This is a genomic window from Microbacterium oleivorans, assembly GCF_001691565.1.
Classification (GTDB): domain Bacteria; phylum Actinomycetota; class Actinomycetes; order Actinomycetales; family Microbacteriaceae; genus Microbacterium; species Microbacterium oleivorans_B.
On record NZ_MAYO01000003.1, the window covers coordinates 1,274,202 to 1,295,907 of the forward strand.

Genomic DNA, 21,706 nt, shown 5'->3' on the forward strand with positions numbered 1-21,706 from the left:
TCGGGAGTCACCAGCAGCACTCACGTCCGCCCCGCTTCCGACCCGAGGACTGCGATGCCCCCCACCACCGAACTGGTCGCCGACCAGGACACCGCCCGGCGACCGATGCGTCGGCGCGGCGATCTCGTCTTCTCGAGCACCGCGCTGGGCGCGGGCATCATCATCCTCATCGTCCTCGCCGCCGTCACGCTCTTCCTCATCGTCGAGAGCGTGCCGGCCTTCACGGCGAACCCCGACGAGACCCAGTTCCTGAGCGGTGAGCCGTTCTGGCAGTACGTCTGGCCGTTCGTCTTCGGCACCCTCTGGGCTTCGGTGATCGCGCTCGTCGTCGCGACACCGCTCGCCATCGGGATCGCCCTCTTCATCTCGCACTACGCGCCGCGCAAGCTCGCCGCGGCGCTCGGGTACGTCATCGACCTCCTCGCCGCGATTCCTTCGGTGGTCTACGGCCTGTGGGGCGCCCTCGTGTTCTCTCAGCTCCTGCAGCCGTTCTACGTCTGGCTGAACGAGAACTTCGGCTGGATCCCCTTCTTCGCCGGTGCGGTCTCCCCCACCGGGCGCACGATCCTCACCGCATCTCTCGTCCTCGCCGTGATGATCCTGCCGATCATGACCGCGATCACCCGCGAGGTGTTCCTGCAGACCCCCGTGCTCCACGAGGAGGCGGCCCTCGCCCTCGGCGCGACGCGCTGGGAGATGATCCGGATGGCCGTCTTCCCCTTCGCCCGCGGCGGAATGGTCTCGGGCGCGATGCTCGGCCTCGGCCGCGCGCTCGGCGAGACGATGGCCGTCACGATGGTCCTCTCGGCCACGGGTGCGGTCACGTTCCAGGTGCTCAACTCGAACAACCCCACGCCGATCCCCGCGAACATCGCCCTGAATTTCGGTGAGGCGTACGGCGACGGCGTCAACGTTCTCATCGCGACGGGCCTCATCCTCTTCATCGTGACCTTCGCGGTCAACGCGATCGCCCGGTGGGTCGTCAACCGCCGTGCCGAGTTCTCTGGAGCGAACTGATGACCACCCTCACCCGCTCCGAGACCCGCACGCCCGTGGGCAACTCGCTCACCGCGGGACAGCTGCCCAAGTGGATGCCGTGGGTGCTGCTCGCCGGCGCGCTCGTGCTGTCCGGCATCCTGTTCGCCATCATGAACAGCGGCAGCGATGTGGCCGACTTCAACATCGCCGGTGCCACCTTCGTGGGCGTCGTCCTGTTCGCGATCGTCCTCGTCGTCCTGTCGGGCGTCGTCGAGACGCGGCGCCGCGCCGCCGACCGGCTCGCGACCGTGCTGGTGTCGATCGCCTTCACGATCGCCCTGCTCCCGCTCATCTCGCTGCTGTTCACGGTCATCGTCAACGGCGTCGCCCGGTTCGACCCGACCTTCTTCTCCAACTCGATGCGCAACGTCGTGGGCGAAGGCGGCGGCGCCGTCCACGCGATCTGGGGCACCCTCATCGTGACCGGCTGGGCGACCGTCATCTCGGTGCCGATCGGTCTCATGACCTCGATCTACCTCGTCGAGTACGGCCGCGGCCGGGTCGCGAAGCTCATCACCTTCTTCGTGGACGTGATGACCGGCATCCCGTCGATCGTCGCGGGTCTGTTCATCGTCGCCGTGTGCGCGCTGCTGTTCGGTCCGGGGCTCAACACCGGCTTCATGGGCTCGCTCGCCCTGTCGGTGCTGATGATCCCGGTCGTCGTGCGTTCCAGCGAGGAGATGCTGCGACTGGTTCCGAACGAGTTGCGCGAGGCGAGCTACGCCCTCGGTGTGCCGAAGTGGCTGACGATCGTGAAGGTCGTCCTCCCCACCTCGATCGCCGGCATCACGACGGGCATCATGCTGTCGATCTCGCGCGTCATCGGCGAGACCGCCCCGCTGCTCCTGACAGCCGGGTTCACCCAGTCGCTCAACATGAACGCGTTCGACGGCCCCATGATGACGCTCCCGGTGTTCGTCTACGACCAGTTCCAGAACCCCGGCACGAACATCCCCGCCGCGCTCGAGCGCGCCTGGGCCGGAGCGCTCACGCTCATCATCATCGTCATGGCGCTGAACCTCATCGCACGCTTCGTCGCGAAGAAGTTCGCCCCCAAGTTCGGCCGCTGACCCGCGGCATCCGACAGAAAGCACCCCGAAGTGTCCAAGAGCATCGAAGTCAACGACCTCAACGTCTACTACAGCGACTTCCTCGCCGTGGAGGGCGTGTCCCTCGACATCGAACCCCGTAGCGTCACCGCCTTCATCGGCCCGTCCGGATGCGGCAAGTCCACATTCCTGCGGACGCTCAACCGCATGCACGAGGTCATCCCCGGCGCCCGCGTCGAGGGCGAGGTGCTGCTCGACGGCGAGGACCTGTACGGTCCCGGCGTCGACCCCGTGCTCGTGCGCCGTCAGATCGGCATGGTCTTCCAGCGGCCGAACCCGTTCCCCACCATGTCGATCCGCGACAACGTGCTCGCCGGCGTGAAGCTCAACAACTCGCGCATCTCGAAGTCCGACGCCGACGCGCTCGTCGAGAAGTCGCTGCGCGGCGCGAACCTCTGGAACGAGGTCAAGGACCGGCTCGAGAAGCCCGGCTCCGGGCTCTCGGGCGGTCAGCAGCAGCGTCTGTGCATCGCGCGTGCGATCGCCGTCTCTCCCGACGTCCTCCTCATGGACGAGCCCTGCTCGGCCCTCGACCCGATCTCGACCTTCGCGATCGAGGAGCTCATCCAGGAGCTCAAGAGCGAGTACACGATCGTCATCGTCACGCACAACATGCAGCAGGCGTCGCGCGTCTCGGACAAGACCGCGTTCTTCAACATCGCCGGTACCGGCAAGCCCGGCAAGCTCATCGAGTACGACGAGACCGGCACCATCTTCACCAAGCCGTCCGTGCAGGCCACCGAGGACTACGTCTCGGGCCGCTTCGGGTGAGTCGGCTGTAGGGAGCGAGGGATGCTGTGCGGGAGCGCGGTGTCCCTCGTTCTGGTTTGTGGGGGTGTGCGGTGTGGGGTGGCGGGGGTGCGCGGTGGCGGATGCAATAGATCGCGGGCGACACGCGGCATCCCGAGCCTGAACGGCGGGGTGTCGCGGCGGGACTATTGCATTCACGGACTTCTCCCCCGCGGGGATGGGATGCCGGTTGTCCCCGGCATGAGCCAGGGCGGCTCGTGAGGGCCGAGAGCGGACGAGGCTCGCGGGTATGTGCGAGCTCCGGCATCCGATCGTCCGTCTGCGGCAGTTGTTCGATGCGGGGTGGTCGCAGCGGCGGGTGCAGCGGGCCCTGCGGCGCGGCGAGCTGGAGCGAATGCGGATCGGGGTCTACGCATGGCCTGAGACGTGCGCCGAGGCGCGACTCGCCGCGAAGCACGGCGGCTCGCTGGCGTGCGTGAGCGCGGCACGGCACCGCGGCCTCTGGGTGATGGCGGATGCTCGGATGCCGCATGTCTGGATGCGGCCCGGGCAGCGCACGTACGACCATCCGTGCGAGTGCACCGAGCATTGGGATGCCGCCGGCCCCGGAGAGGATCGTCGGGAACCGTCACTCGCTCGAATCCTGCGACAGATCCTCACCTGCTACGGCGGCGAGGCGTTCTTCGTCGCGCTGGAATCCGCGCGGCGTCAGGACCTGCTCGACGGCGACGACATGCGCTGGCTGAGCCGGAATGTGAATCAGGAGGGGCGCGATGCACTCGGGCTCAGCAGGGACGACGCCGACAGCGGACTCGAGTCGATGCTGCGGTGGCGGCTGCGCGACCTCGGACTGCGCGTGCGGACGCAGATGCGCATTGCCGGCGTCGGGGTCGTCGATGCGTTGATCGGCGACCGGCTGATCATCGAAGTCGATGGGCGCGACAACCACGATGGACCGTCGCTGCGACACAAGGACCTTGTGCGCGACGCCAACGCGGCCATGTGGGGCTACGTCACCCTCCGCTTCGACTACGCGCTCATCGTTCACGACTGGGACATGGTCGAGCGTGCGATCCTCGGGGCGCTCGCGCGGATGTGAGGGCTGGGTCGCGCGCGTGCGCGGATGTGAGGGCCGCGGCGCGTGCGCGGATGCAATAGTTCGGCGGCGACACGCGGCATCCCGAGGCAAACGGGCGGGGTGTCGGGTCGGGACTATTGCATCGGGCTACGGGGCGAGGGATGCCGGGGCGGTCCTGGGTCGCCGCGCGTCGATCCCCTGGCGCGTGCGCGGACGCAATAGTTCCACGGCGACACGCGGCATCCCGAGGTGGTTGGACGGCGTGTCACGGCAGGACTAGTGCATCCGCTGACGGGGCGAGGGATGCCGGGTGTCGAGCTCGTTGCGCCGCGCGCGAACGCCCGCCACAGGTCAGTCGCGCGGGCTGAGCAAGTACTGGTTGAAGGATGCCGTGAGCTCGGCGTCCAGGGCCAGGGGACGCTCGTCGACGGCCGTGATGGGCGCGGCGAGACGGACGCTCGAGACGAGCCAGGCGGCATCCGCTTCGCGGAGGGCCGACACGGGCAGGGTCTCGTAAGCGGTCTCGAAACCGCGATCGGCGAGGTGATCGAACAGGCTCAGCTGGGTGGTTCCGTGGAGGATGCCGCCGTTCGGCGCCGGGGTGACGAACGTGTCTCCGCGACGGATGATGAGCGACGCGGTCGGCGCCTCGAGCACGAAGCCGTCGGAGCTCACGAACACCGCGTCGTCGGCACCACGGCGCTTCGCCTCGCGGATCGCGGCCATGTTCACTGCGTACGACAGCGTCTTCGCGCCCAGGAGCAGCCACGGCGCACGCCCCGGCAGATCGATGCTGTATCCGCGGTCGAGGACGGCCACGGCGACGCCCTCGGTGCGCGCCTTCGTGAAGTCCGCCGCCGGCGCGACCGTCACCCACGCGGTCGGCGTCGGGCCGTGCTCCACGCCACGGCTCAGGATCAGCTTGATGACCGCCTCGCCCTCCCCCGACGAGGCCTGCGCGCGGATGATCGCCTCGCGCCACTGCTCGAGGTTCGGCGCCGGCAGCTCGCAGATCTCCGCGGAGTGAGCGAGCCGGGCCAAGTGCGGCTCGACCTCCTGCGCGTGACCGTCCACGACGCCGATCGACTCGAAGATCCCGTCGCCCCGCTGCGTGCTCAGCTCCCCCACCGTCAGCGCGGGGGTGGCGGGATCGATCTCGCTGAAGGTGTCGAGGAAGTCGGTACGCGGATCGTCGGATGCCGCGGGGTCGATCATGAGTGCGAAGCGCCAGGCCATGCCACGAAGCCTACGCGGCGGCATCCGTCGTCATCGGATGCAAGAGTCCGAGCGCGACACGCCGCCTGCCAGCCCCGGGATGCCGCGTGTCGCCATCGATCCATTGCATCCGCGCACGCGCCCCAAGACCCACACCCGACACGCCCGGCCGCAACGAAATCTCCGCTCGACCGGAATACCTCCGGAGCCCCTCCGTTACACTTTTCTAGCCGGGCCGCAGTAACCCCGGGCTCCATCTTCAGCCGCTGCGAGCGGCCACGCGCCGAGAGGCGTTCTGCGGTCCGGCACTTTTTATGCCTACGTGAGGCCGTCGCGTCGCCACAGCGCTGCGGCCGCGACGAGATCCCCCGCGTAGGTGTCGAGGCGCAGCGCCCGCGTCGTGAAGGTCGACGCCCGCACCGGTTCGCTCTCGTCGTAGTCGTCGGCGAGGTCGGTCGCCCCCGCCGCCACGACCCGGGAGAAGGATGCCGCCCGCTCGAGCGCGAGCGCGAAGTCGCCCGCGAACACTCCGCGCAGGATCAGGTCGATGAGCGAGACGAGCTCGTCAGGGCTCGCCGGAGCCGGCGCACCGGCGATCACGACATCCGCCGATGACAGACGTGTCCGTCCACGCTCGTAGAGCAGCGCCGCCGTCGCCGCGTCGTCATGGATCATCAGCTGCAGCAGGTACAGCCGCCACAGTGCGCCCGGCAGCGACCGCGCGGGCGAGTGCGCCCACAGCTCCGCGATCGTCGCGATGCCGTGCGCGTCGGTGAACGTGACGAGCCGGTCGATGACGTCGTCGTGAGGCTGCTCGCGAACGCGCGAGAGAAGAGCGGATGCCGTGGCGTGCGCTACGCGGCTGGCTTCAGCGGGATCGTCGGCGGCGAAGTTCCGGTCGAACGAGTCGGGTGAGCGGCGGACCGGCTTGTGGAAGTCGCGGGACGCGTCAGACATCGTTCCAGGCTACTCCGGGAGCAACGCACCCCGACCGGCCGGAGCCGAAGCGGGGTGCGGAGCGAAAGCTGTCAGGCCGTGGGGATCGCGACGATCGGCTCGGTGGTGGGCTTGCCGTCGGGCGACCCGCCCGCCTGCTCGACCGTGATCGCGATGACGTCGCCCGGCTTGAAGTCGCCGTCGAGGAGCGCGGTGACCTCGTCGGACGGATCGAATGTGCCCGCCGCGATTGGTTCGTCGCCACGGACGAACCAGAGTTCGAACGTGCGACCGTCCGCGATCTTCGGTGCGTCGTCGGTGGTCAGGACGACTTTCCCGAGCGAGGGCGACCAGTGCACCTCGGCCTCGCCACCGTCGGTGAACTGCCCCGTGGCGCTCTGCCCGTCGGGCGCCGCCTCGATCTGCTCGAGCGCCTGCACCTGAGCGGGCGTGCGCACCTGCTCCATGATCGAACCGACGCCCCAGCCGATGCCCACGAGGAGCGCGGCCGATGCGACGAGAGCGAACAGTCCGCGCGTCCAGTTGCGGCGCTGGACCGCCTGGATCGCCTCGGTGGGGGGTCCGGCGACGATCGGCTCGCGCTCCACGACGGGCTCAGGCGCGAAGGCGGATTCGGGCTGGACGACGTCTTCGGGAGTGGACGCGGCGGCCACCGGCATCCGCTGCGGGAGAGAGCCGATCTGCGCGAGGAGCCGGTCGCGGACGTGTGCGGGTGGGACCTCTTCTCCCGCACCTTCGGCGAGGAAGCCGGCGACCTGTGCGTCGGTGTCGACGAGCTCCTCCCATTCGGGGTGAGCGGCGAGGGCCTGCTGGTACGCCTGCTCGTCGTCAGCGGACAACGCGTCGAGCGCGTGCCCTGCCGAGAGTTCGGCGAAATCCTTCTCGTTCACAGCGTCACCCCCATTTCCTGTCGTAGGCGGTTCAATCCATCACGCATCCGTGTCTTGATCGTTCCGAGCGGCGCTCCGAGGAGTGCCGCGATTTCACTTTGGCTGTATCCCCCGAAGTACGCGAGGGTGATGGCTTCGCGCTGCGCGTCGGGCAGCGAGCGAAGCGCGCGTACGACGCGACGGCCTTCGATCCGCAACTCGACCTGCTCGGCGATGCCCTCTTGTTGTGTGTTCGCATCGCGAATGCCGACGCGAACGTCCCGGTCCACGCTGGACTGCGATGCGCGAACCCGGTCCACTGCCCGACGATGAGCCATCGTCAGGATCCAACTTCTTCCTTGCCCCTTGTTCGGAGCGAACCCAGAAGCGGATTGCCAGATCTCCAAGAAGACCTCTTGCAGCACTTCCTCGCTTTGGGAGGGGTCGACGAGGACCCGTCGGATCAGTCCGAACACCCGCGAGGAGAGCATGTCGTACAGCTCTGCGAAGGCCACCTGATCGCCGTCGGCGATGCGGACGAGCAATTCGCCGGCGTGATCCGCCGACTCCTCGTCCTCAGGGACGTCAACACCGTCGATAACCATTGCCCCCAGCATGCCACTCCCGCGCGCACGAACACGGATCACGGGGCGGGAATCCCTGGTGAGCAGGCCGGATCGAAAGGGATTTGTGACCCGCGTGACCCCCGGGAGATCGCCGATCCAAAAAAATCTCGACAGATGTGCAATCCGTTTGGCTAGCGGTTCCGAAGACCTGTCATCGCCGCCGCAGAGGGCGGTCCGAACACATGGAGGAAATCATGTTCAGCACGAAGAAGAAGATGACCGCAGCACTCTCTCTGACGCTGGTCGGTGCCTTCGCACTCGCCGGATGCTCGTCGAACTCGATGGACAGCGGCAGCGGCAGCGGCTCGAGCGAGGCTCCGTCCTCGCAGGCTCCCATGGAGTCCCCCGAAGCCTCGGACGGCGGCATGGACACCGCGTCGAACCTCGTCGGCCCCGGCTGCGCGGACTACGCGAAGGCTGTGCCGGACGGCGCAGGCTCGGTCGAGGGCATGTCGAAGGACCCGGTTGCGACCGCGGCATCCAACAACCCGCTGCTCAAGACGCTCACCGCTGCCGTCAGCGGCCAGCTGAACAAGGACGTCAACCTCGTCGACACGCTGAACGGCGACAAGTTCACCGTCTTCGCTCCCGTTGACGACGCGTTCGCCAAGATCCCGGCCGCCACGATCGACGGCCTCAAGACCGACTCGAAGACGCTGACGAAGATCCTCACCTACCACGTGGTCCCCGGTGAGATCGCTCCGGCCGACATCGACGGCACCCACAAGACCGTCGAGGGCCAGGACCTGAAGGTCACCGGCTCGGGCGACGAGCTCATGGTCAACGACGCCAAGGTCATCTGCGGTGGCGTCGAGACCGCGAACGCGACTGTGTACCTCATCGACACGGTGCTGATGCCCCCGATGTAATTCACGGTCTTTCTGACCGGCGGCGTCGTCGAAGCTCTGCGGGCTTCGGCGGCGCCGCCTCCTTTTGTTTCCGCCTTACGGGGGATGCCGATGGCCGACGCCCTGCGTAGCGTCGAGGGATGGCGAACAACAACATGCGGGGAATGTCGTTCGGTCTGTGGATCGCGTTTGGGATGCTCGGCGGCGCGATCGTCGGGATGCTCTTCCTCGACAACATCGGCCTCGGCGCTGCCTTCGGCCTGTCCTTCGGGATCATGTTCGGCATCGTCTTCAGCGCGCAGAAGAGCACGAAGTAGCGGATGCCGCCACCCTCGCCCATTAGGCTGGGTGGCTGAGGGCCTCTAGCTCAGTCGGTAGAGCATCGGACTTTTAATCCGCGGGTCGTGGGTTCGAGCCCCACGGGGCCCACCTCTGATGTACTGGGTTTGGACGTATTTCCGCGATCCTGGTCGACGACTTGCACCTCGCCGTGACGCACTCGTAAGTACATGTGCGCGGCTGCCACACAAGTAATATGCTCAGGTGACCGCACTGCCTCCTGACCCGATCACCCCCCCAGTGCGCGCGAACGCAGGGCGCCTCCGATTCTCGATGTTGGATGGTTTACGGTTCACCGCGGCGTTGGGAGTCGTCTTCTTCCACTTCACCGCTAAGCAGCATCAAGCCTGGGGTAGGCCGGTTGATGATGTATTTCCGACCCTCCATGTTCCCACGGCTCTGGGCTATTACGGCGTCCACCTTTTCTTCGTGATCTCCGGATTCGTCATCCTCATGACAGCGTGGGGAAAGGATCTCCCTTCCTACGTGTCCTCGAGGGTCAGCCGCCTGTACCCCGCCTACCTCGTTGCGGTCCCAGCCGCAGCGCTTCTGCTCGGAGTTATCTGGCTCAAGCAGAAGGAGATAACTCTTGAGCAAGTTGCGGTGAATCTCACGATGATGCAGGGAGCTTTTGGGGTGGACCACATCGACGGCGTGTATTGGACGCTGTGGGTCGAACTGCGGTTCTACGTGCTGATTGCGATCTTCATGCTGGTGGGGGTCACCAGACAACGCGTTCTCGCCTTCGCCGCCCTGTGGCCCACTGCGGCGGCCCTCGCACGAACCGCTAACGAGCGATTGGTCTCTGAAGCCTTGATCGCCGATTACGCACCGCTGTTCGCGGGGGGTATGGCAATCTACCTCCTTACGCGGGACCGGCGAGATCGTGCTGCCTGGGCGGTGCTCGCATTGTCGGCGATGCTGGCAGTCGTCGTTCCCGGCGAGCACAGCCAGGCGATTCTCAAGAGTTCTACAGGCGTCAGCTTCTCTGACTCAACGACGGCTGTAGTCATCCTCTGCTGCTTCGGCGCAGTCGCAATCGCAACGCTGACCCCTCTCGCTCGTGTACACCTCCGGTGGCTAACCGTCCTCGGATTGCTCACTTATCCTCTGTACCTTGTTCACCAGTGGTGGGGATGGTGGGTCATTCACCTCCTCTCCGGAAAGCTGCCCGACCTCATAGTCCTGGCTATCGCCATCGGTTTCGTTGTGTGTTTCGCGGCTCTGATCTACCGCTTCGTAGAGCGGCCGGTCGCCCCACGCGCGCGACGAGCCATCGAGAAGTCGCTCCGCCTTGGCGCCGGTCGAAGTTGATTCCCTGCTGAATTCGACGAGCAGCGCGTCCGAGGTGTTGGTACCGGATGGGCATATCACCGGCACTCTGCGCACGACCCTGGTCATGAGCCGAAGAGTAGCCCCGCGCATCTGCGCGCTCGTCGGAGTGAAGGAGGCTGCGTCGGAGGGGCCTGCGCAGCTATCAGAGGCAATGCCGCTCGAGTCGACGCTTTTCTCGTTCCAGTTGGTGCCTAGCGTCACCAACGTGCACACGAAGGACGAGATCGCGCGTTGAGTGGGATATCCGCCGGAGGCGGATCCGCACTTCTGTTGACAACCGCGGTGAGAGCGTTCCCCGAATCGACGACCTCGGTGGGGACCCTCCACCGAACGGCTGGGCGACAGCTCCCCCAACCTCATGGCCGGGGCGATCAAGAGATAGTCGACCGACCGAGCCAAATCCGCGAGCGCGATCCCTAGCCGACCGTCGAGCTAGTCGGGTTAGCAGCGCTTGACTACGTTTCGAGGCGGAACAACATCCGCGTTCACGGCGAGCCCGACATGCACACCCCAATCGAGTCCGAAACCCAGATGGCGCGATTGTCGCCCGGGCAGCGCATGTGTGATGTGCACGGGCTACCCGGGCTCGAGCTGCGTTTCGTCCCGTCGGACTACGCCATCCGGCCGAACGTAGCCTCGATGTCGGCCATCTCCATCGCAGCCGTCGCTTCGATGAGGGCCCGGAGCTCCTTGTCGGCTCCCGGCGAGAACTCTTCCGGACGCTCCGGCGAGATGGTCATGGGTGAACCTGCCGGTGCCTGCTCACTGGCATCCAGCTGCGTCCCGTCATTCGACGGCGACGCGCCCTGGAAGATGCGACCGGCTTCGGACTGGTTGCCCAGATCGAACGAGTACTGCTTGCTCTGCAGCCCGAGGTCGACGAGACGCTTGACCTCGGGGAACTGCTCGGCGTTCGTCTTCGGGATCGGGAGCGACGTACGCCAATTCACCCCCAGGGTCTCGAGAGCCTTGGCGTAGGCGTTCTCATGCGCCTGGTCCCGCACGATGAGGTACGAGATCGTGCTGCGCGCCATCTTGTTGTCGGTCATCTCGTAGAGGCGGCACTTCTGCAGGCGTCCCGTCGACTCGAGCATGAGGTTGTAGAGCAGGTCGAGCACGAGGTTGCCCGAGTTGTAGACGTAGCTGCCCATCCACGGGTTGCCCGCGGCATCCACTGGCAGCGCACCCTGCGCGCCGACGAGGTAGTGATGGATGTTGCTGTGGTCGACGGCGATGCTCAGCGGCGTCGCACCGCCCGCGCCAGGCTCGTCGACGGGATCGGTGGGCTTGCCCTTGTACCTGGGCGAGCCATCCAGCAAACGGGAGATCGTCGTGCCGATGAGCTCGACGTGGCTGATCTCCTCGGTGCCGATGCCCTGGATGAGGTCCTTGTACGGCTTCCCGGACGGGCCGCGGAAGTTGATGCTCTGGAACAGGTACTGCATCATCGTGCGCATCTCGCCGAACTGTCCGCCGAGACCCTCCTGCAGTGCGTTGGCGGCCGCGGGATCGGGCTCGTCCTGTGCGATCTCATTGATGAACTCTTGAACGTGGAAGTACATGGTTCCTCCGGGGGTTGGGAGCCCGACGATCCGCCTGTCTCCCCGCCCCGCCGCGCCCCTTGCCGACCTAGACGACACCCGCTACCTTCCGCCCGTGAGTCGATTCAGCCGACCCCGGCGATGCGTTCGTGGGTTGCGCGGACGAACGCGGCGTACCCTCCGGGTGTGCGCCCCCAGAGACGGCCGGACGTGACCACCTCGTTCTCGTCCGTCGCGACTACGCGTGCGCCGAGCGACCGTGCGGCGCGAACGAGCGCGACGTCCTCATGCTCGTCGAGATCGGGGAACTCCCCCGCCGCGACGTACACATCGGCACGCAGTCCGAGGTTCGCGCCGTGCACGTTGCCCGCAGGACGACCCCGCGGATGCGTCTGCAGCCAATGCTCCGCATGATCGAGAGTGAGGTCCGCGAAATCCGGACGGACGGTGCCGAGGACGACGTCGGCCCCCGCCGCGCGGAGGTCGAGCTGATGGCTGAGCCAGGTGCCGGGGACGACGGAGTCTCCATCCGTCGTACCGATCCAGACGTCGTCGGACGACCCGAGTTCGGCGAGGGCGGCGGCCACGCCGAGGCGTCGAGCCGTCCCCACATTTCGTGCGTCGATCTCGATGGTGCGCACCGGCCAGGACAGCGCGATCCGGGCCGAGGCATCCGTGCACGCATCGAGGACGACGACCGTCACGATCCGCGCTCCCGGGTGCGTCCGCCGAGTGTGCTCGACGGACGCGGTGAGCGCAGCGAGGCAGTCGTCGAGGAGCTCGGCTTCGTCGTGCACGGGGACGACGATCGCCACCGTGGGGCTGCCGGGCGTCACGGGACGAGCCGTGTCTCTGCGGCGACCGACCGGGCGCCCTCGAGTCCGTAGACCTCGAGGACGAAGTCCTCCTCTTCGTGCAGCACCAGGCGGACCAACCCCTTCGCCGCGCGCAGCGCCGCGTGCACGTCGTCGCCGGACTGCGGATATTCCGTGACGGGATGCCGCCAGTGGCAGGCGATGAGGTGGCCACCGGCATCCATGGCACCTCGTATGCGGTCGATGGCGACAGTCAGGTCAGCGGGGTTCCAGTAGTAGCCGACCTCTGAAAGGACGACGAGGTCGAACGTTCCGGCGGGCCACTCCCCCGGCAGCCCGAGGCGCTCGAGACGAACGTCGTCCCGACTGCCGAGGCGACGGCGTGCGATCTCGAGCGGAGCATCCGCGATGTCGACCGCGAGCACGGCGTCGCACCGGTCGACGAGGAGGTCGGTCAGGACACCCGTCGAGCAGCCCAACTCGAGGGCGGAGGCGTATCGTTCGCGGGGCAGGCTCGCCAGCGTCACGGCGCGCTTGCGCTGCTCGTACCAGCGCGACTCGAAGCCCCACGGGTCGTCGCCGTTGCGACGGTAGAAATCCTCGAAGAAGCCCTCCGCGAGGCTGGGCGCCGGTCGGACGAAGACCTCGAACGGGCGGTCGAAGTGCGCCTGCATCCTCTCGTGGAGCATCACCTCGTCGCCCGGTGCCGACGACAGCGGGGTGATCTGGCTGCGATGGTGACGCATCGCCGTGCGCTTGAGCTCGGCCGTCCACTCATCGAGCGTGACCACCTCGAGGTCGTCCCACGGCACGTCGTCCGTCGATCCCCAGTGCCAGAGCCAGATCGGATACTCCCGCCACGGGACGCCGAGCTCCGTACACACCTCGGCTGTCACTTCCGCAGCGACGCGGTGATCGCGGTGACTGTCGCCTGCCCAGGGCACGACGACGAGGTGCGCTCCCTGTCCCTGCAGCAGCGCGCGGAGTGCCTCCGCGATCGCGTCGCGATGGTCGTCCGTGCCGCCGTCCGGCAGACCGAGGAACCGAACGTCGATCGACGGGCTCAGGTGATCCAGCGCTGCGGCGACCTCGCGCCGTCGCACCGCGGCCAGGTCGGCGGGAGTATGCGACGGCGAGTCGGGGTGAGATCCCTCGCCGTCCGTCGCGATGAGAACCGTCACCTTCGCGTCACGGCTGACAGTGCGCGCCATCAGCCCCGCGACGCCGAGGGTCTCGTCGTCGGGGTGCGCCGCGACGACGACGAGGTGCTCGAAGGTCTCATCCAACGACGGAAGCGCGCGATCGGCGAACGCCTCACGCCAGACCTCTTCACCTGTTCCTGGATCGCGGTGACTGAAGCTCACCATGCGCCGCGCCCCTCCGCGATGTCGGCGCCGATGCGCGCCAGGTCGCGTTCGCCGTGGTGCTGACGCACATAGATCTCGAGGTCGGCCACCCGGCGGGCGTGAGCATCGTCAGCCACGAGGGGCAACGGTCCGAGGGCTCGGGCGGATTCGGCGAGCGCCGTCTCGACCGCACCCGCGACGACAGCTCGGACGCGTGCGGCGATTGCGCCGGGGTGGGATGCCGCCGGCAGCCCTTCCGTCTGATGCGCGGCCGATCGCAGTGCCAACCTCGCGGTCCACAGCGCGGCATCCACCCTGCCGAGGTGGACGCGCGACAGCTGATCGGCGCCCTCGCGCTGCGCTGCCTCGACGAGGGCGTCGCGGATCGGCAGGACGCCGCCCCACCAGCACGCGGCGACTCCAATGCCGCCGGCCGCGAACCCGGGGCGACGTAGGTACCACCCCGGTTCACCGACGGGCACGGCGGGAGCCGCCGCGAAGTCAACCGGCGCGCTGACGACCTGCGGGAGCCCTCGCGCGTGCCAGGGCCCCGTGCGAGCTGTCACCTCGGGGGTCTGCAAGGCCACGGCGAACAGGCGACGCTCATCGCCGACCCACGCGGTGACGAGCGCGTGGGTCAGGTGCTGCGCCAGCGAGCACCACGGTTTGGTCCCCGTCAGCCGCCACCCGGAACCGTCGTCGCGCGCCTCCAGCCGAGTCCCGGCACCCTCGGCGGCGAACACCCCCCACGAGGATCCGGAGTCCGCCTGGATCGAGGCGAGGTCGAGGTCGTACCCGTCGCGACGGGCCTGGTCGAGGATGTCGAGCGCGTCGAGGTGGGGTTCGAGGATGCGTGCCGCACCGACATCCCGGCTCGCGACCGCAGCGAGGAACGACCAGTCGTCGGCGAGCGAGCGCTGGTTTCCGCGCGCGTCGCCTGCGCCCACCGCCCAGGCGAGCGTGGCGGCAACGTCTGTCCCGAACGCGTCGACCCGGTCAGCCTCGTCGAGCGACCCTGCGGCCGCATCACCGAACGGGCCAGCGCTGAGGTGGAGGTCGGACGAGTGTTCTCGCAGGCGGGTCACCCCCGCAGTGTGCGCGCGGAGCGAGCTGTGAGGCAGAGCCTTGCGGTTCCGGCGACGTGTCAGGTACGGGACGCCGTCCGATTCCGCGACAGCCATGTCCGCTGCAGCCGTTAGGCTCACCCAGGCCGGATATCCGGCGATCACTGGGGGGAAAATGAAGATTCGTCACGCGCTCATCTCGTTCACTGCCGCTGGAGCACTTCTACTGGCGGGTTGCGCGGCTGTCGACGGTGAGGCGACAGCCAGTCCACCCGCCACGCCCGCCGCGGTCGAGGTCGACGAAAAACTGACGACGGTCGACGTCCGCGTGGCGAAGTCGATGCTCGACCCGGAAGGCGCGCTGTCCGACGATGAAATCATCGCGAGCGCGAAGGAGAACGGCCTCTCCGCGGTCGTCGAGGGCGACACGGTCGTCTACACGATGACGAAGTCTCAACGCGACGAGATGCTCGCCGGCATGCGGTCTTCAGCGCGGGAATCCGCCGATGATCTCGTCGCCGACGACGCAAACTCGGTCACCGCCGTCGACTTCGACGATGAGATGACGTCCTTCACGGTGTCGGTCGATCCCGCGAAGTACAGCGCGATGGAAGGATTCCTCGTGCTCGGCTTCTACATGCAGGGCGCGCTCTTACAGCAGTTCCAGGGAATCTCCGCCGACGACATCGACGTGACCGTCGACTTCGTTGACGACTCGACGGGCGAAGTGCTCGACTCTGGCTCGTTCCAGGACATGCGCAAGAACCTCGACCAGTAGGTCACCCCGTACGCCGGTCCGCCAGCGCTCAGCCTCCGATGGCGTTCATCCCTCGCGCGGGTTGCAGGAACGACGGGTCGTTGATCGCGTGACCCGGCAACTTGCCGAGCACGCACGCGTGAAGCGTCTCGGCGATGACACGGCGACGGTCGTCGGGCGCGGCGGCCACCGGCATCCCGCGCACAGCGCTCGTGACGTCGTACTCCGTCAGCGAGAAGAGGCAGTTGCGGAACTGACCGTCGGCGGTCAGGCGCAGGCGATCGCACGCTCCGCAGAAGGGTGCCGTCACCGACGCGATGACGCCGACCTCGTGCGGGCCGCCGTCGATCCGCCACTTCTCGGCGGGAGCACCGCCGCGGCCGGGGACCGGCTCGAGCGTCCATCGCTGCGACAACGCCTCGAGGATCTCCTCGCGCGTCACCATCGCGCTGCGGTCCCAGGTGTGCCCGGAATCCAGCGGCATCTGCTCGATGAAACGCAGCTGGGCCCCGACCTCCATCGCGAACGCCACGAGGTCCGCGAGCTGGTCGTCGTTCACGCCGCGCATCGCGACGGCGTTCAGCTTCAAAGGCTTCAGGTCGGATGCCGCGGCTGCCGCGATTCCCTCGAGCACGTCGTCCAGCCGGTCACGACGCGTGAGCGCGGCGAACCGCTCGCGGTCGATCGTGTCGATGCTGATGTTCAGCCGCGTCAGACCCGCATCGATCAGGTCGGGAAGCACCTCGGCGAGACGGATGCCGTTGGTCGTCATCGCGACCTCGACCGGACCGTCGGGTCCCGAGATCGCGGCGACGCGGCGCACCACGTCGACGATGTCGGTGCGGAGCAGAGGCTCGCCGCCGGTGAGCCGGAAGGTGCGGATGCCGAGGCTCGCGGCCACCTCCGCGATCTCGACGATCTCATCGGTCGTCAGGATGCTGGTGCGCGCGAGCCACTCGTTGCCCTGCTCTGGCATGCAGTAGGTGCAGCGCAAGGAGCAGCGGTCGGTCAGCGAGATCCGGAGATCGCGGTGGACTCGCCCGTGGGTGTCGACGAGGCCGACGGCGGGATCCGGAACGGCGCCCAGCGGGATCTGCGGCGCGGCGCGACCCAGCGAGATCGGAACGGCCGTCACCGCTCTCTCCCCTCGTGGCATCCCATTGTCCGAGCCTAATCGCCGCCACCTGCAGCCGGGGTGAGGAGGGCAGTCGCGGGCTGTGAAGTCGGCACCAATCCCCGGCTCAGTGCCAGATCGCACGCTAGTTTTCGGCACATGAGCCTCCGCCGCACCGCGCTACCACTCCTCGCGGCGACTGCACTTCTCCTGACCGCCTGCTCGCCGGCGGAGTTCGGCCGAGAGCAGACCGCCGCGGACCGACCAGACTCCGTCGTCACCGGAGCGGAAGGAAAGCTCGACGTCGCGACACTGCGCTACGTCGGCAAGGCCGACGCTTACGACGTCTACCTCTCGCGCGCGGCGGATGACGGAGACGCCTTGTGCCTGTCGCTCACCCTCGACGACGTCTGGCAGACCACCGAGTGCGAGAAGGACTACGTGTCCATCCCGATCAGCGACAGCGCCAGTGTCGCCGCCGACCTGAGCTACCGCAGCGGGGAGGTCCGAGACATGATCTCCGACAACGTCTGGGTCACCCGCAAGTAGCCGCGCGCCTCATCGCCACGAACAGCTTCGTAACAGCTCCCGACGTCTCACCGCCGCTCCAGCCGTCAGGGCCGGATGCTGAAGAAGAGAACGAAGGTCGTCGCACTCGCGATGATCGCAACGCCGAGTCCGAGAATCGTCCAGACCGCGATGCGACTCGCGCGCGACGGACGCTGCCCGCCCAGACCTGCATACGCCGCGGCGCACGAGAGGCCGACCCAGCCCAGGAGGCCGCCCACACCCATCGCTATCCCCAACGCACGTTCTGTGTCATCCGAATCGGACAGCTGCGCGACGACGAGACCGCCGTCCCAGTGGACGCCCGCCAGACCGAGCATGAGAACGCCGAGGAGCCCGACGATGGTGGCGACGAGAGCGAGGAAGAGGCTCCCGATGATGCGCATGACTCCATCCTTACGGACCGAGCGCTGCACGGAAGCTCAGCGCGCTGCGGCGAGGACGACCGGGTCCTCGCACCCCCTCGCGAAGCCTCGGATGCGCCGGTCCATGTCGAGCTGCAGCACGAACGCGCCGATCCGTTCGGCGAGCGGAGCGAGCCAGGCGGGGCGGCATGCGAAGTTGTACCGCCAGACGGCGAGCGTGCTGCCGGGCTCTTCGGCCACCGGCGTGAACTTCCACCCGCCGGCGAGACGCTCGAAGAACCAGGAGCCCTTCGTCATCTTCATCCCGACGTTCGACGGCGGGTTGTAGGAGACGTACTCGCTCTCCATCCGGAAGCCGAAGCGCTGCACGGTGAACGTGCGGACGCCCTTCCCCGGGGCGGTCGCGCCGTCGACGAAGTACTGACGGCGGATGAACGGATCCCAGCGCTTGCGGGTCTCGCCCGTGGTTTGCGACACCGCGAAGGCGACCTCCACCGGGACCGGCACGACGCAACGGGACTCGATGACGCGCATGGACTCATCGTTGCAGGTTCGACGGGCATGCCGGGACCGACGTCGTCACCCCCTGCCAGGATGAGCGCGTGAACACACTCGCGGGGTCTCGATGGGTCGTCACCGGCGCTGCCGGCACCATCGGAGTCGCCCTCCGCCGAGAGCTCCGGGCCGCAGGCGTCGAGCTCGTCTCGACCGACGTCAGAGACGTGGAGCCCGTCGACCGGACCGGCGATCGCGTCACCGTCGCCGACCTGGCCGACCTCGCCGCGCTCACGGCGATGTTCGAGGACGCCGACGGCGTGATCCATCTGGGCGGGTTGTCCGATGAAGCCGACCTCCACGACCTCGCGCAGGTGAACGTCGTCGGCACGTATCACGTGCTCGAAGCCGCTCGTCGGTCAGGCGTCCGCCGGGTCGTCTACGCGAGTAGCAACCGGGTCACCGGAATGTATCCCACGGACGCACTCGTCGACCCGGACATGCCCCCGCGACCCGACGGCTTCTACGGTGTGTCGAAGGTGGCGGCCGAGGCCCTGTGCCGCCTCTACTCCGACAAGTTCGACCTCAGCACGATCGCGCTCAGGATCGGGAGCTACGAAGAGGAACCCCGAACCCCCCGCGAGCGTGCAACCTGGCTCAGCCATCGAGACGCGATCGCCGCGTTCACCGCCGCGATGACGACCGACGAGCATTACGCCGTCTTCTACGCGGTATCGGCGAACTCGGAAGTCTGGTGGGATCGGGCGGCCGGGGAGCTCGTCGGTTTCCGACCCACGGACGACGCCGCGGAGTGGAACCTCCCCGGCGCCACCGTTGAGCCGCAGGGTGGGCCGTTCGCGACGCCGTCGTACTCGCTCGACCGGATGCGCGACTGACGCCCCTACTCACGACAGCGGCACGAACCGCACCCGCGACGGGTCGACCTGCAGCCAGACCGACTCTCCAGGCGACCACGACACAGTCGCGTCTGACACGTCCACCATCCCAGCCGAGGTGTGCACCCGCATCCCCGCCACCGTCGGCTCCACACGGACGACAGTCGCAGCCCACGCGTTCGACCCTGCCCCACCTACGATCCGCACGTCGCCCGGCCGGAACACGGCGGCGAGCGCGACGCCCTCGCGCGCGGCGGGTGCGGCCTCCGCCCCCGTCAGCACCCGGCCCGCGGCATCCGTCCACCCGCCGCGGGCCGAGACTCCCGGCATCCGGTTCATGTCGGCAACCGATGCGACGAAGGCGGATGCCGGAGCGCCCAGCACCCGCCGCACCGGACCGCTCTGCACCACGGCACCCGCCTCCAGGACGAACAGCCGCTCCGCCAGCGCGATCGCATCGCCGGCATCGTGCGTCACGGCGACCGTCGTCACCCCGGCGAGTTGATCCCGCAGCATCCCCCGGATCTCGGATGCCGTTACGGGGTCGAGCGCGACCAGAGGCTCGTCGAGCAACACCACCCGGGGCGAGGCCGCCAGCGCCCGCGCGATCGCGACGCGCTGCTGCTCTCCCCCCGACAGCTCGCGCGGCATCCGAGATCCCAGCCCTCCCAGGCCGACCCGGTCGAGCCACTCGTCGGCGTCGGCGCGCGCCTGCGGGGCGGGCGTTCCGCCGGCGCGCGGCCCGAAGGCGACGTTCTCACGCGCGCTCAGATGCGGGAACAGACGAGGGTCCTGGCCGAGCAGGACGACTCCGCGATGCATCGGCGGCGTGTGCACCCGGGGCGCGGTCGCACGCTCCACGGTCTTCCCGGCCACGACGACCTCGCCGCCGTTCAGGGGCACGAGCCCGGCAAGCGCGTCCAGCAGCGTCGACTTGCCCGCCCCGCTCGGACCCATGACCGCGACGGTCTCTCCCGCGCCCGCGTCGATCGCGACGTCCACGCGGAACCGCGGCCGGGCGACGACGACGTGCGCCTGCAGCCCGCTCATCGCGCCGCCCCGGGTCGCCACCCGCGCACCAGCATGAGGACGAGGACCGCGGTCGCGAGAAGCAGCAGGGCGAGGGCGACCGCGGTCCCCTGCGTCACCCCTGCGCCGTTGAACGCGGTGTAGATCGCGAGCGGCATCGTCTGTGTCACGCCGGGCCGATTGCCGGCGAACAGGGCCGTCGCACCGAACTCGCCGATCGCGCGGGCGAAGCACAGCACGACACCGGCGACGATGCCGGGTGCCGCGAGCGGCAGGGTGATGCGCCGCAGGATCGTCCAGCGCCCCGCGCCCAGGGCGGCGGCCGTCCGCTCGAAGTCCACTCCGGTCGACCGCACCGCGCCCTCGACGGCGAGCACGAGGAACGGCAGCGCCACGAACGTCTGCGCCACGACGACCGCCGGTGTGGTGAACGACAGCCCCCATCCGCCGAGCCACCCCTGACGACCGAACAGATACAGCAGGGCGATCCCGCCGACCATCGGCGGCAGCACGAGCGGAACGGTCACCGCCGCGCGCAGCACCGCCGCCAGCCGCGGACCCGACCGGGCGATCAGCAGCGCCAGCGGCACACCGATCAGGATGCACGCGACGGTCGCCGTCGCCCCGGTGCCGAACGACAGCCCGAGGGCCTCGAGGGCCGCGGACGAGGTCACATCGGCGACGAACGTCGACCACTCCACCCGCGCGATGAGGGCCAGCAGCGGCAGGATCAGGAAGGCGAGACCGACAAGCGCAGGGAATGCGAGGCTTCGCGGGACGTATCCCCGTGCGGAGCTCACGGCGCCCCGAAGCCGTGTCGCGCGAGGATCTTCTGCCCGGCCCCGGACCGCACGAACGCGATGAACGCGGCAGCCGCGTCGGGATTCGCGGCATCCTTCAGTGCGGCGATCGGATAACGGTTGACGACCTCATCGGCCCCCTCGGGCGCGATCGACGCGACGTCGCTGCGCCCGACGACATCGGTCGCGTACACGAGGCCCGCATCGGCTTCGCCCGCCGCGACCTTGGTCAGCACCGCCGTGACGTTCTGCTCGAGGCTCGCGGCGTCGACGGTCACGCCCGCTGCGGAGAGCAGCTTCGCGGATGCCGCGCCGCACGGCACTTCGGGAGCGCACAGCACCGTGACGAGATCCGCGAGGTCGGCCAGCGTCTCGACCTTCTTCGGGTTGCCCGCCGGCACCGTGATCACCAGCGTGTTAGAGGCGAACACCGCGGGGTCGAGCGCGAACGGCGACACCTTCGCCATCGTGGCCTCGTCGGCCGACGCGAACACGTCAGCCGGCGCACCCTCGGCGATCTGCGTCGCCAGGGTCGACGATCCGTCGTAGACGGGGCTGATCTCCACCTCCGGATGCTTCGCCGTGAACGCCTCAGCGATCTCGTCGAACGAGCCCTTGAGGGATGCCGCGGCATAGACCGTCAGCGAACCGCCGAGCTGGTCGCCGGAGGGCGACGGCACGGACGCCGCGCACCCGGTGAGGAGGAGCGCGAGCGCGCCGAGGGCGAGCGGCCGGAGCAGGGCACGACGCATC

Annotated in this window: 24 protein-coding genes and 1 tRNA gene; 11 read left to right on the forward strand and 14 right to left on the reverse strand. The window is 68.3% G+C overall.

Annotated features, from left to right (window positions below):
• Positions 1 to 54 precede the first annotated feature (54 nt).
• The 4 genes from pstC (at position 55) to BBA86_RS08925 (ending at position 3,996) form a co-directional block, all read left to right on the forward strand.
• Positions 55 to 1,017 (forward strand): phosphate ABC transporter permease subunit PstC, encoded by a 963-nt coding sequence (pstC, locus tag BBA86_RS08910; protein ID WP_065571241.1) that lies wholly within the window; start codon positions 55 to 57, stop codon positions 1,015 to 1,017.
• Complete coding sequence (pstA, locus tag BBA86_RS08915) at positions 1,017 to 2,108, forward strand: phosphate ABC transporter permease PstA (RefSeq protein WP_065571242.1); 1,092 nt, start codon at positions 1,017 to 1,019, stop codon at positions 2,106 to 2,108. The genes pstC and pstA overlap by 1 nt, the downstream gene beginning before the upstream one ends.
• A gap of 30 nt (positions 2,109 to 2,138) precedes the next feature.
• Positions 2,139 to 2,918, forward strand: coding sequence for a phosphate ABC transporter ATP-binding protein PstB (gene pstB, locus BBA86_RS08920; protein ID WP_064003118.1), 780 nt, complete (start codon positions 2,139 to 2,141; stop codon positions 2,916 to 2,918).
• A gap of 268 nt (positions 2,919 to 3,186) precedes the next feature.
• The gene (locus BBA86_RS08925; RefSeq protein WP_065571243.1) at positions 3,187 to 3,996 is read left to right on the forward strand and encodes a type IV toxin-antitoxin system AbiEi family antitoxin domain-containing protein; all 810 of its coding nucleotides are present in this window, start codon (positions 3,187 to 3,189) and stop codon (positions 3,994 to 3,996) included.
• Positions 3,997 to 4,326: 330 nt separating this feature from the next.
• Here the strand turns inward: BBA86_RS08925 and BBA86_RS08930 are convergent, their stop codons facing one another.
• The 4 genes from BBA86_RS08930 to sigK all read right to left on the reverse strand — a co-directional run bounded on the left by BBA86_RS08930 (position 4,327) and on the right by sigK (position 7,621).
• Positions 4,327 to 5,211 carry an aminodeoxychorismate lyase gene (locus BBA86_RS08930; protein WP_065571244.1) on the reverse strand — a complete coding sequence of 295 codons (885 nt, stop codon included), beginning with the start codon at positions 5,209 to 5,211 and terminating at the stop codon, positions 4,327 to 4,329.
• A 297-nt stretch (positions 5,212 to 5,508) separates the two neighbouring features.
• Positions 5,509 to 6,147, reverse strand: a complete 639-nt coding sequence (locus tag BBA86_RS08935) for a DNA-directed RNA polymerase subunit beta (RefSeq protein WP_065571245.1) — start codon at positions 6,145 to 6,147, stop codon at positions 5,509 to 5,511.
• Between the two features lie 71 nt (positions 6,148 to 6,218).
• Positions 6,219 to 7,037, reverse strand: a complete 819-nt coding sequence (locus BBA86_RS08940; protein ID WP_065571246.1) for an anti-sigma factor domain-containing protein — start codon at positions 7,035 to 7,037, stop codon at positions 6,219 to 6,221.
• Positions 7,034 to 7,621, reverse strand: a complete 588-nt coding sequence (gene sigK / locus BBA86_RS08945; RefSeq protein ID WP_065572238.1) for an ECF RNA polymerase sigma factor SigK — start codon at positions 7,619 to 7,621, stop codon at positions 7,034 to 7,036. The genes BBA86_RS08940 and sigK overlap by 4 nt, the downstream gene beginning before the upstream one ends.
• 215 nt (positions 7,622 to 7,836) lie before the next feature.
• On the opposite strand from sigK, the gene BBA86_RS08950 reads away from it, so the two are divergent.
• The 4 genes from BBA86_RS08950 (at position 7,837) to BBA86_RS08960 (ending at position 10,143) form a co-directional block, all read left to right on the forward strand.
• Positions 7,837 to 8,511, forward strand: a complete 675-nt coding sequence (locus BBA86_RS08950; protein ID WP_065572239.1) for a fasciclin domain-containing protein — start codon at positions 7,837 to 7,839, stop codon at positions 8,509 to 8,511.
• A gap of 119 nt (positions 8,512 to 8,630) precedes the next feature.
• The gene (locus BBA86_RS14580; protein WP_189318445.1) at positions 8,631 to 8,807 is read left to right on the forward strand and encodes a hypothetical protein; all 177 of its coding nucleotides are present in this window, start codon (positions 8,631 to 8,633) and stop codon (positions 8,805 to 8,807) included.
• 39 nt (positions 8,808 to 8,846) lie between these two features.
• Positions 8,847 to 8,919 (forward strand) — tRNA-Lys (locus tag BBA86_RS08955).
• Positions 8,920 to 9,033: 114 nt separating this feature from the next.
• Entirely contained in the window at positions 9,034 to 10,143 is a 1,110-nt protein-coding gene (locus BBA86_RS08960) for an acyltransferase family protein (protein ID WP_065571247.1), read from the forward strand.
• Positions 10,144 to 10,775: 632 nt separating this feature from the next.
• Here BBA86_RS08960 and BBA86_RS08970 read toward each other — a convergent pair.
• The 4 genes from BBA86_RS08970 to BBA86_RS08985 all read right to left on the reverse strand — a co-directional run bounded on the left by BBA86_RS08970 (position 10,776) and on the right by BBA86_RS08985 (position 14,951).
• The gene (locus BBA86_RS08970; protein WP_065571249.1) at positions 10,776 to 11,726 is read right to left on the reverse strand and encodes a manganese catalase family protein; all 951 of its coding nucleotides are present in this window, start codon (positions 11,724 to 11,726) and stop codon (positions 10,776 to 10,778) included.
• 104 nt (positions 11,727 to 11,830) lie between these two features.
• Entirely contained in the window at positions 11,831 to 12,541 is a 711-nt protein-coding gene (locus BBA86_RS08975; protein ID WP_065571250.1) for a glycosyltransferase, read from the reverse strand.
• Positions 12,538 to 13,887 (reverse strand): PIG-L family deacetylase, encoded by a 1,350-nt coding sequence (locus BBA86_RS08980; protein WP_083199517.1) that lies wholly within the window; start codon positions 13,885 to 13,887, stop codon positions 12,538 to 12,540. Before BBA86_RS08980 ends, BBA86_RS08975 begins: the two co-directional genes overlap by 4 nt.
• Positions 13,881 to 14,951, reverse strand: a complete 1,071-nt coding sequence (locus BBA86_RS08985) for an acyl-CoA dehydrogenase family protein (protein ID WP_065572241.1) — start codon at positions 14,949 to 14,951, stop codon at positions 13,881 to 13,883. Before BBA86_RS08985 ends, BBA86_RS08980 begins: the two co-directional genes overlap by 7 nt.
• Before the next feature lie 154 nt (positions 14,952 to 15,105).
• Here BBA86_RS08985 and BBA86_RS08990 point away from each other — a divergent pair, with 154 nt between their 5' ends.
• Positions 15,106 to 15,708 (forward strand): hypothetical protein, encoded by a 603-nt coding sequence (locus BBA86_RS08990; protein ID WP_065571251.1) that lies wholly within the window; start codon positions 15,106 to 15,108, stop codon positions 15,706 to 15,708.
• Positions 15,709 to 15,736: 28 nt separating this feature from the next.
• Here the strand turns inward: BBA86_RS08990 and moaA are convergent, their stop codons facing one another.
• The gene (gene moaA, locus BBA86_RS08995; RefSeq protein WP_223247058.1) at positions 15,737 to 16,822 is read right to left on the reverse strand and encodes a GTP 3',8-cyclase MoaA; all 1,086 of its coding nucleotides are present in this window, start codon (positions 16,820 to 16,822) and stop codon (positions 15,737 to 15,739) included.
• A 138-nt stretch (positions 16,823 to 16,960) separates the two neighbouring features.
• Between moaA and BBA86_RS09000 the strand changes: the two genes are divergently transcribed.
• The gene (locus tag BBA86_RS09000) at positions 16,961 to 17,350 is read left to right on the forward strand and encodes a hypothetical protein (RefSeq protein WP_065571253.1); all 390 of its coding nucleotides are present in this window, start codon (positions 16,961 to 16,963) and stop codon (positions 17,348 to 17,350) included.
• 65 nt (positions 17,351 to 17,415) lie between these two features.
• Here the strand turns inward: BBA86_RS09000 and BBA86_RS09005 are convergent, their stop codons facing one another.
• Both BBA86_RS09005 and BBA86_RS09010 read right to left on the reverse strand, forming a co-directional pair.
• Positions 17,416 to 17,754, reverse strand: a complete 339-nt coding sequence (locus BBA86_RS09005) for a hypothetical protein (RefSeq protein ID WP_065571254.1) — start codon at positions 17,752 to 17,754, stop codon at positions 17,416 to 17,418.
• A 36-nt stretch (positions 17,755 to 17,790) separates the two neighbouring features.
• On the reverse strand, positions 17,791 to 18,267 hold the full coding sequence (locus BBA86_RS09010; RefSeq protein ID WP_065571255.1) for an SRPBCC family protein: 477 nt from the start codon (positions 18,265 to 18,267) through the stop codon (positions 17,791 to 17,793).
• A gap of 68 nt (positions 18,268 to 18,335) precedes the next feature.
• On the opposite strand from BBA86_RS09010, the gene BBA86_RS09015 reads away from it, so the two are divergent.
• A complete protein-coding gene (locus tag BBA86_RS09015) occupies positions 18,336 to 19,124 on the forward strand; it encodes an NAD-dependent epimerase/dehydratase family protein (protein WP_065571256.1) in 789 nt (262 codons plus the stop codon).
• A gap of 9 nt (positions 19,125 to 19,133) precedes the next feature.
• Here BBA86_RS09015 and BBA86_RS09020 read toward each other — a convergent pair whose 3' ends face one another.
• Genes BBA86_RS09020 through modA form a run of 3 tightly spaced genes read right to left on the reverse strand, consistent with a single transcriptional unit; the run spans position 19,134 to position 21,705 of the window.
• The gene (locus BBA86_RS09020; RefSeq protein ID WP_083199641.1) at positions 19,134 to 20,174 is read right to left on the reverse strand and encodes an ABC transporter ATP-binding protein; all 1,041 of its coding nucleotides are present in this window, start codon (positions 20,172 to 20,174) and stop codon (positions 19,134 to 19,136) included.
• Positions 20,171 to 20,953 (reverse strand): molybdate ABC transporter permease subunit, encoded by a 783-nt coding sequence (locus BBA86_RS09025; protein WP_065571258.1) that lies wholly within the window; start codon positions 20,951 to 20,953, stop codon positions 20,171 to 20,173. Before BBA86_RS09025 ends, BBA86_RS09020 begins: the two co-directional genes overlap by 4 nt.
• A complete protein-coding gene (gene modA, locus BBA86_RS09030) occupies positions 20,950 to 21,705 on the reverse strand; it encodes a molybdate ABC transporter substrate-binding protein (protein WP_065571259.1) in 756 nt (251 codons plus the stop codon). The genes BBA86_RS09025 and modA overlap by 4 nt, the downstream gene beginning before the upstream one ends.
• Between the last annotated feature and the right edge of the window lies 1 nt (position 21,706).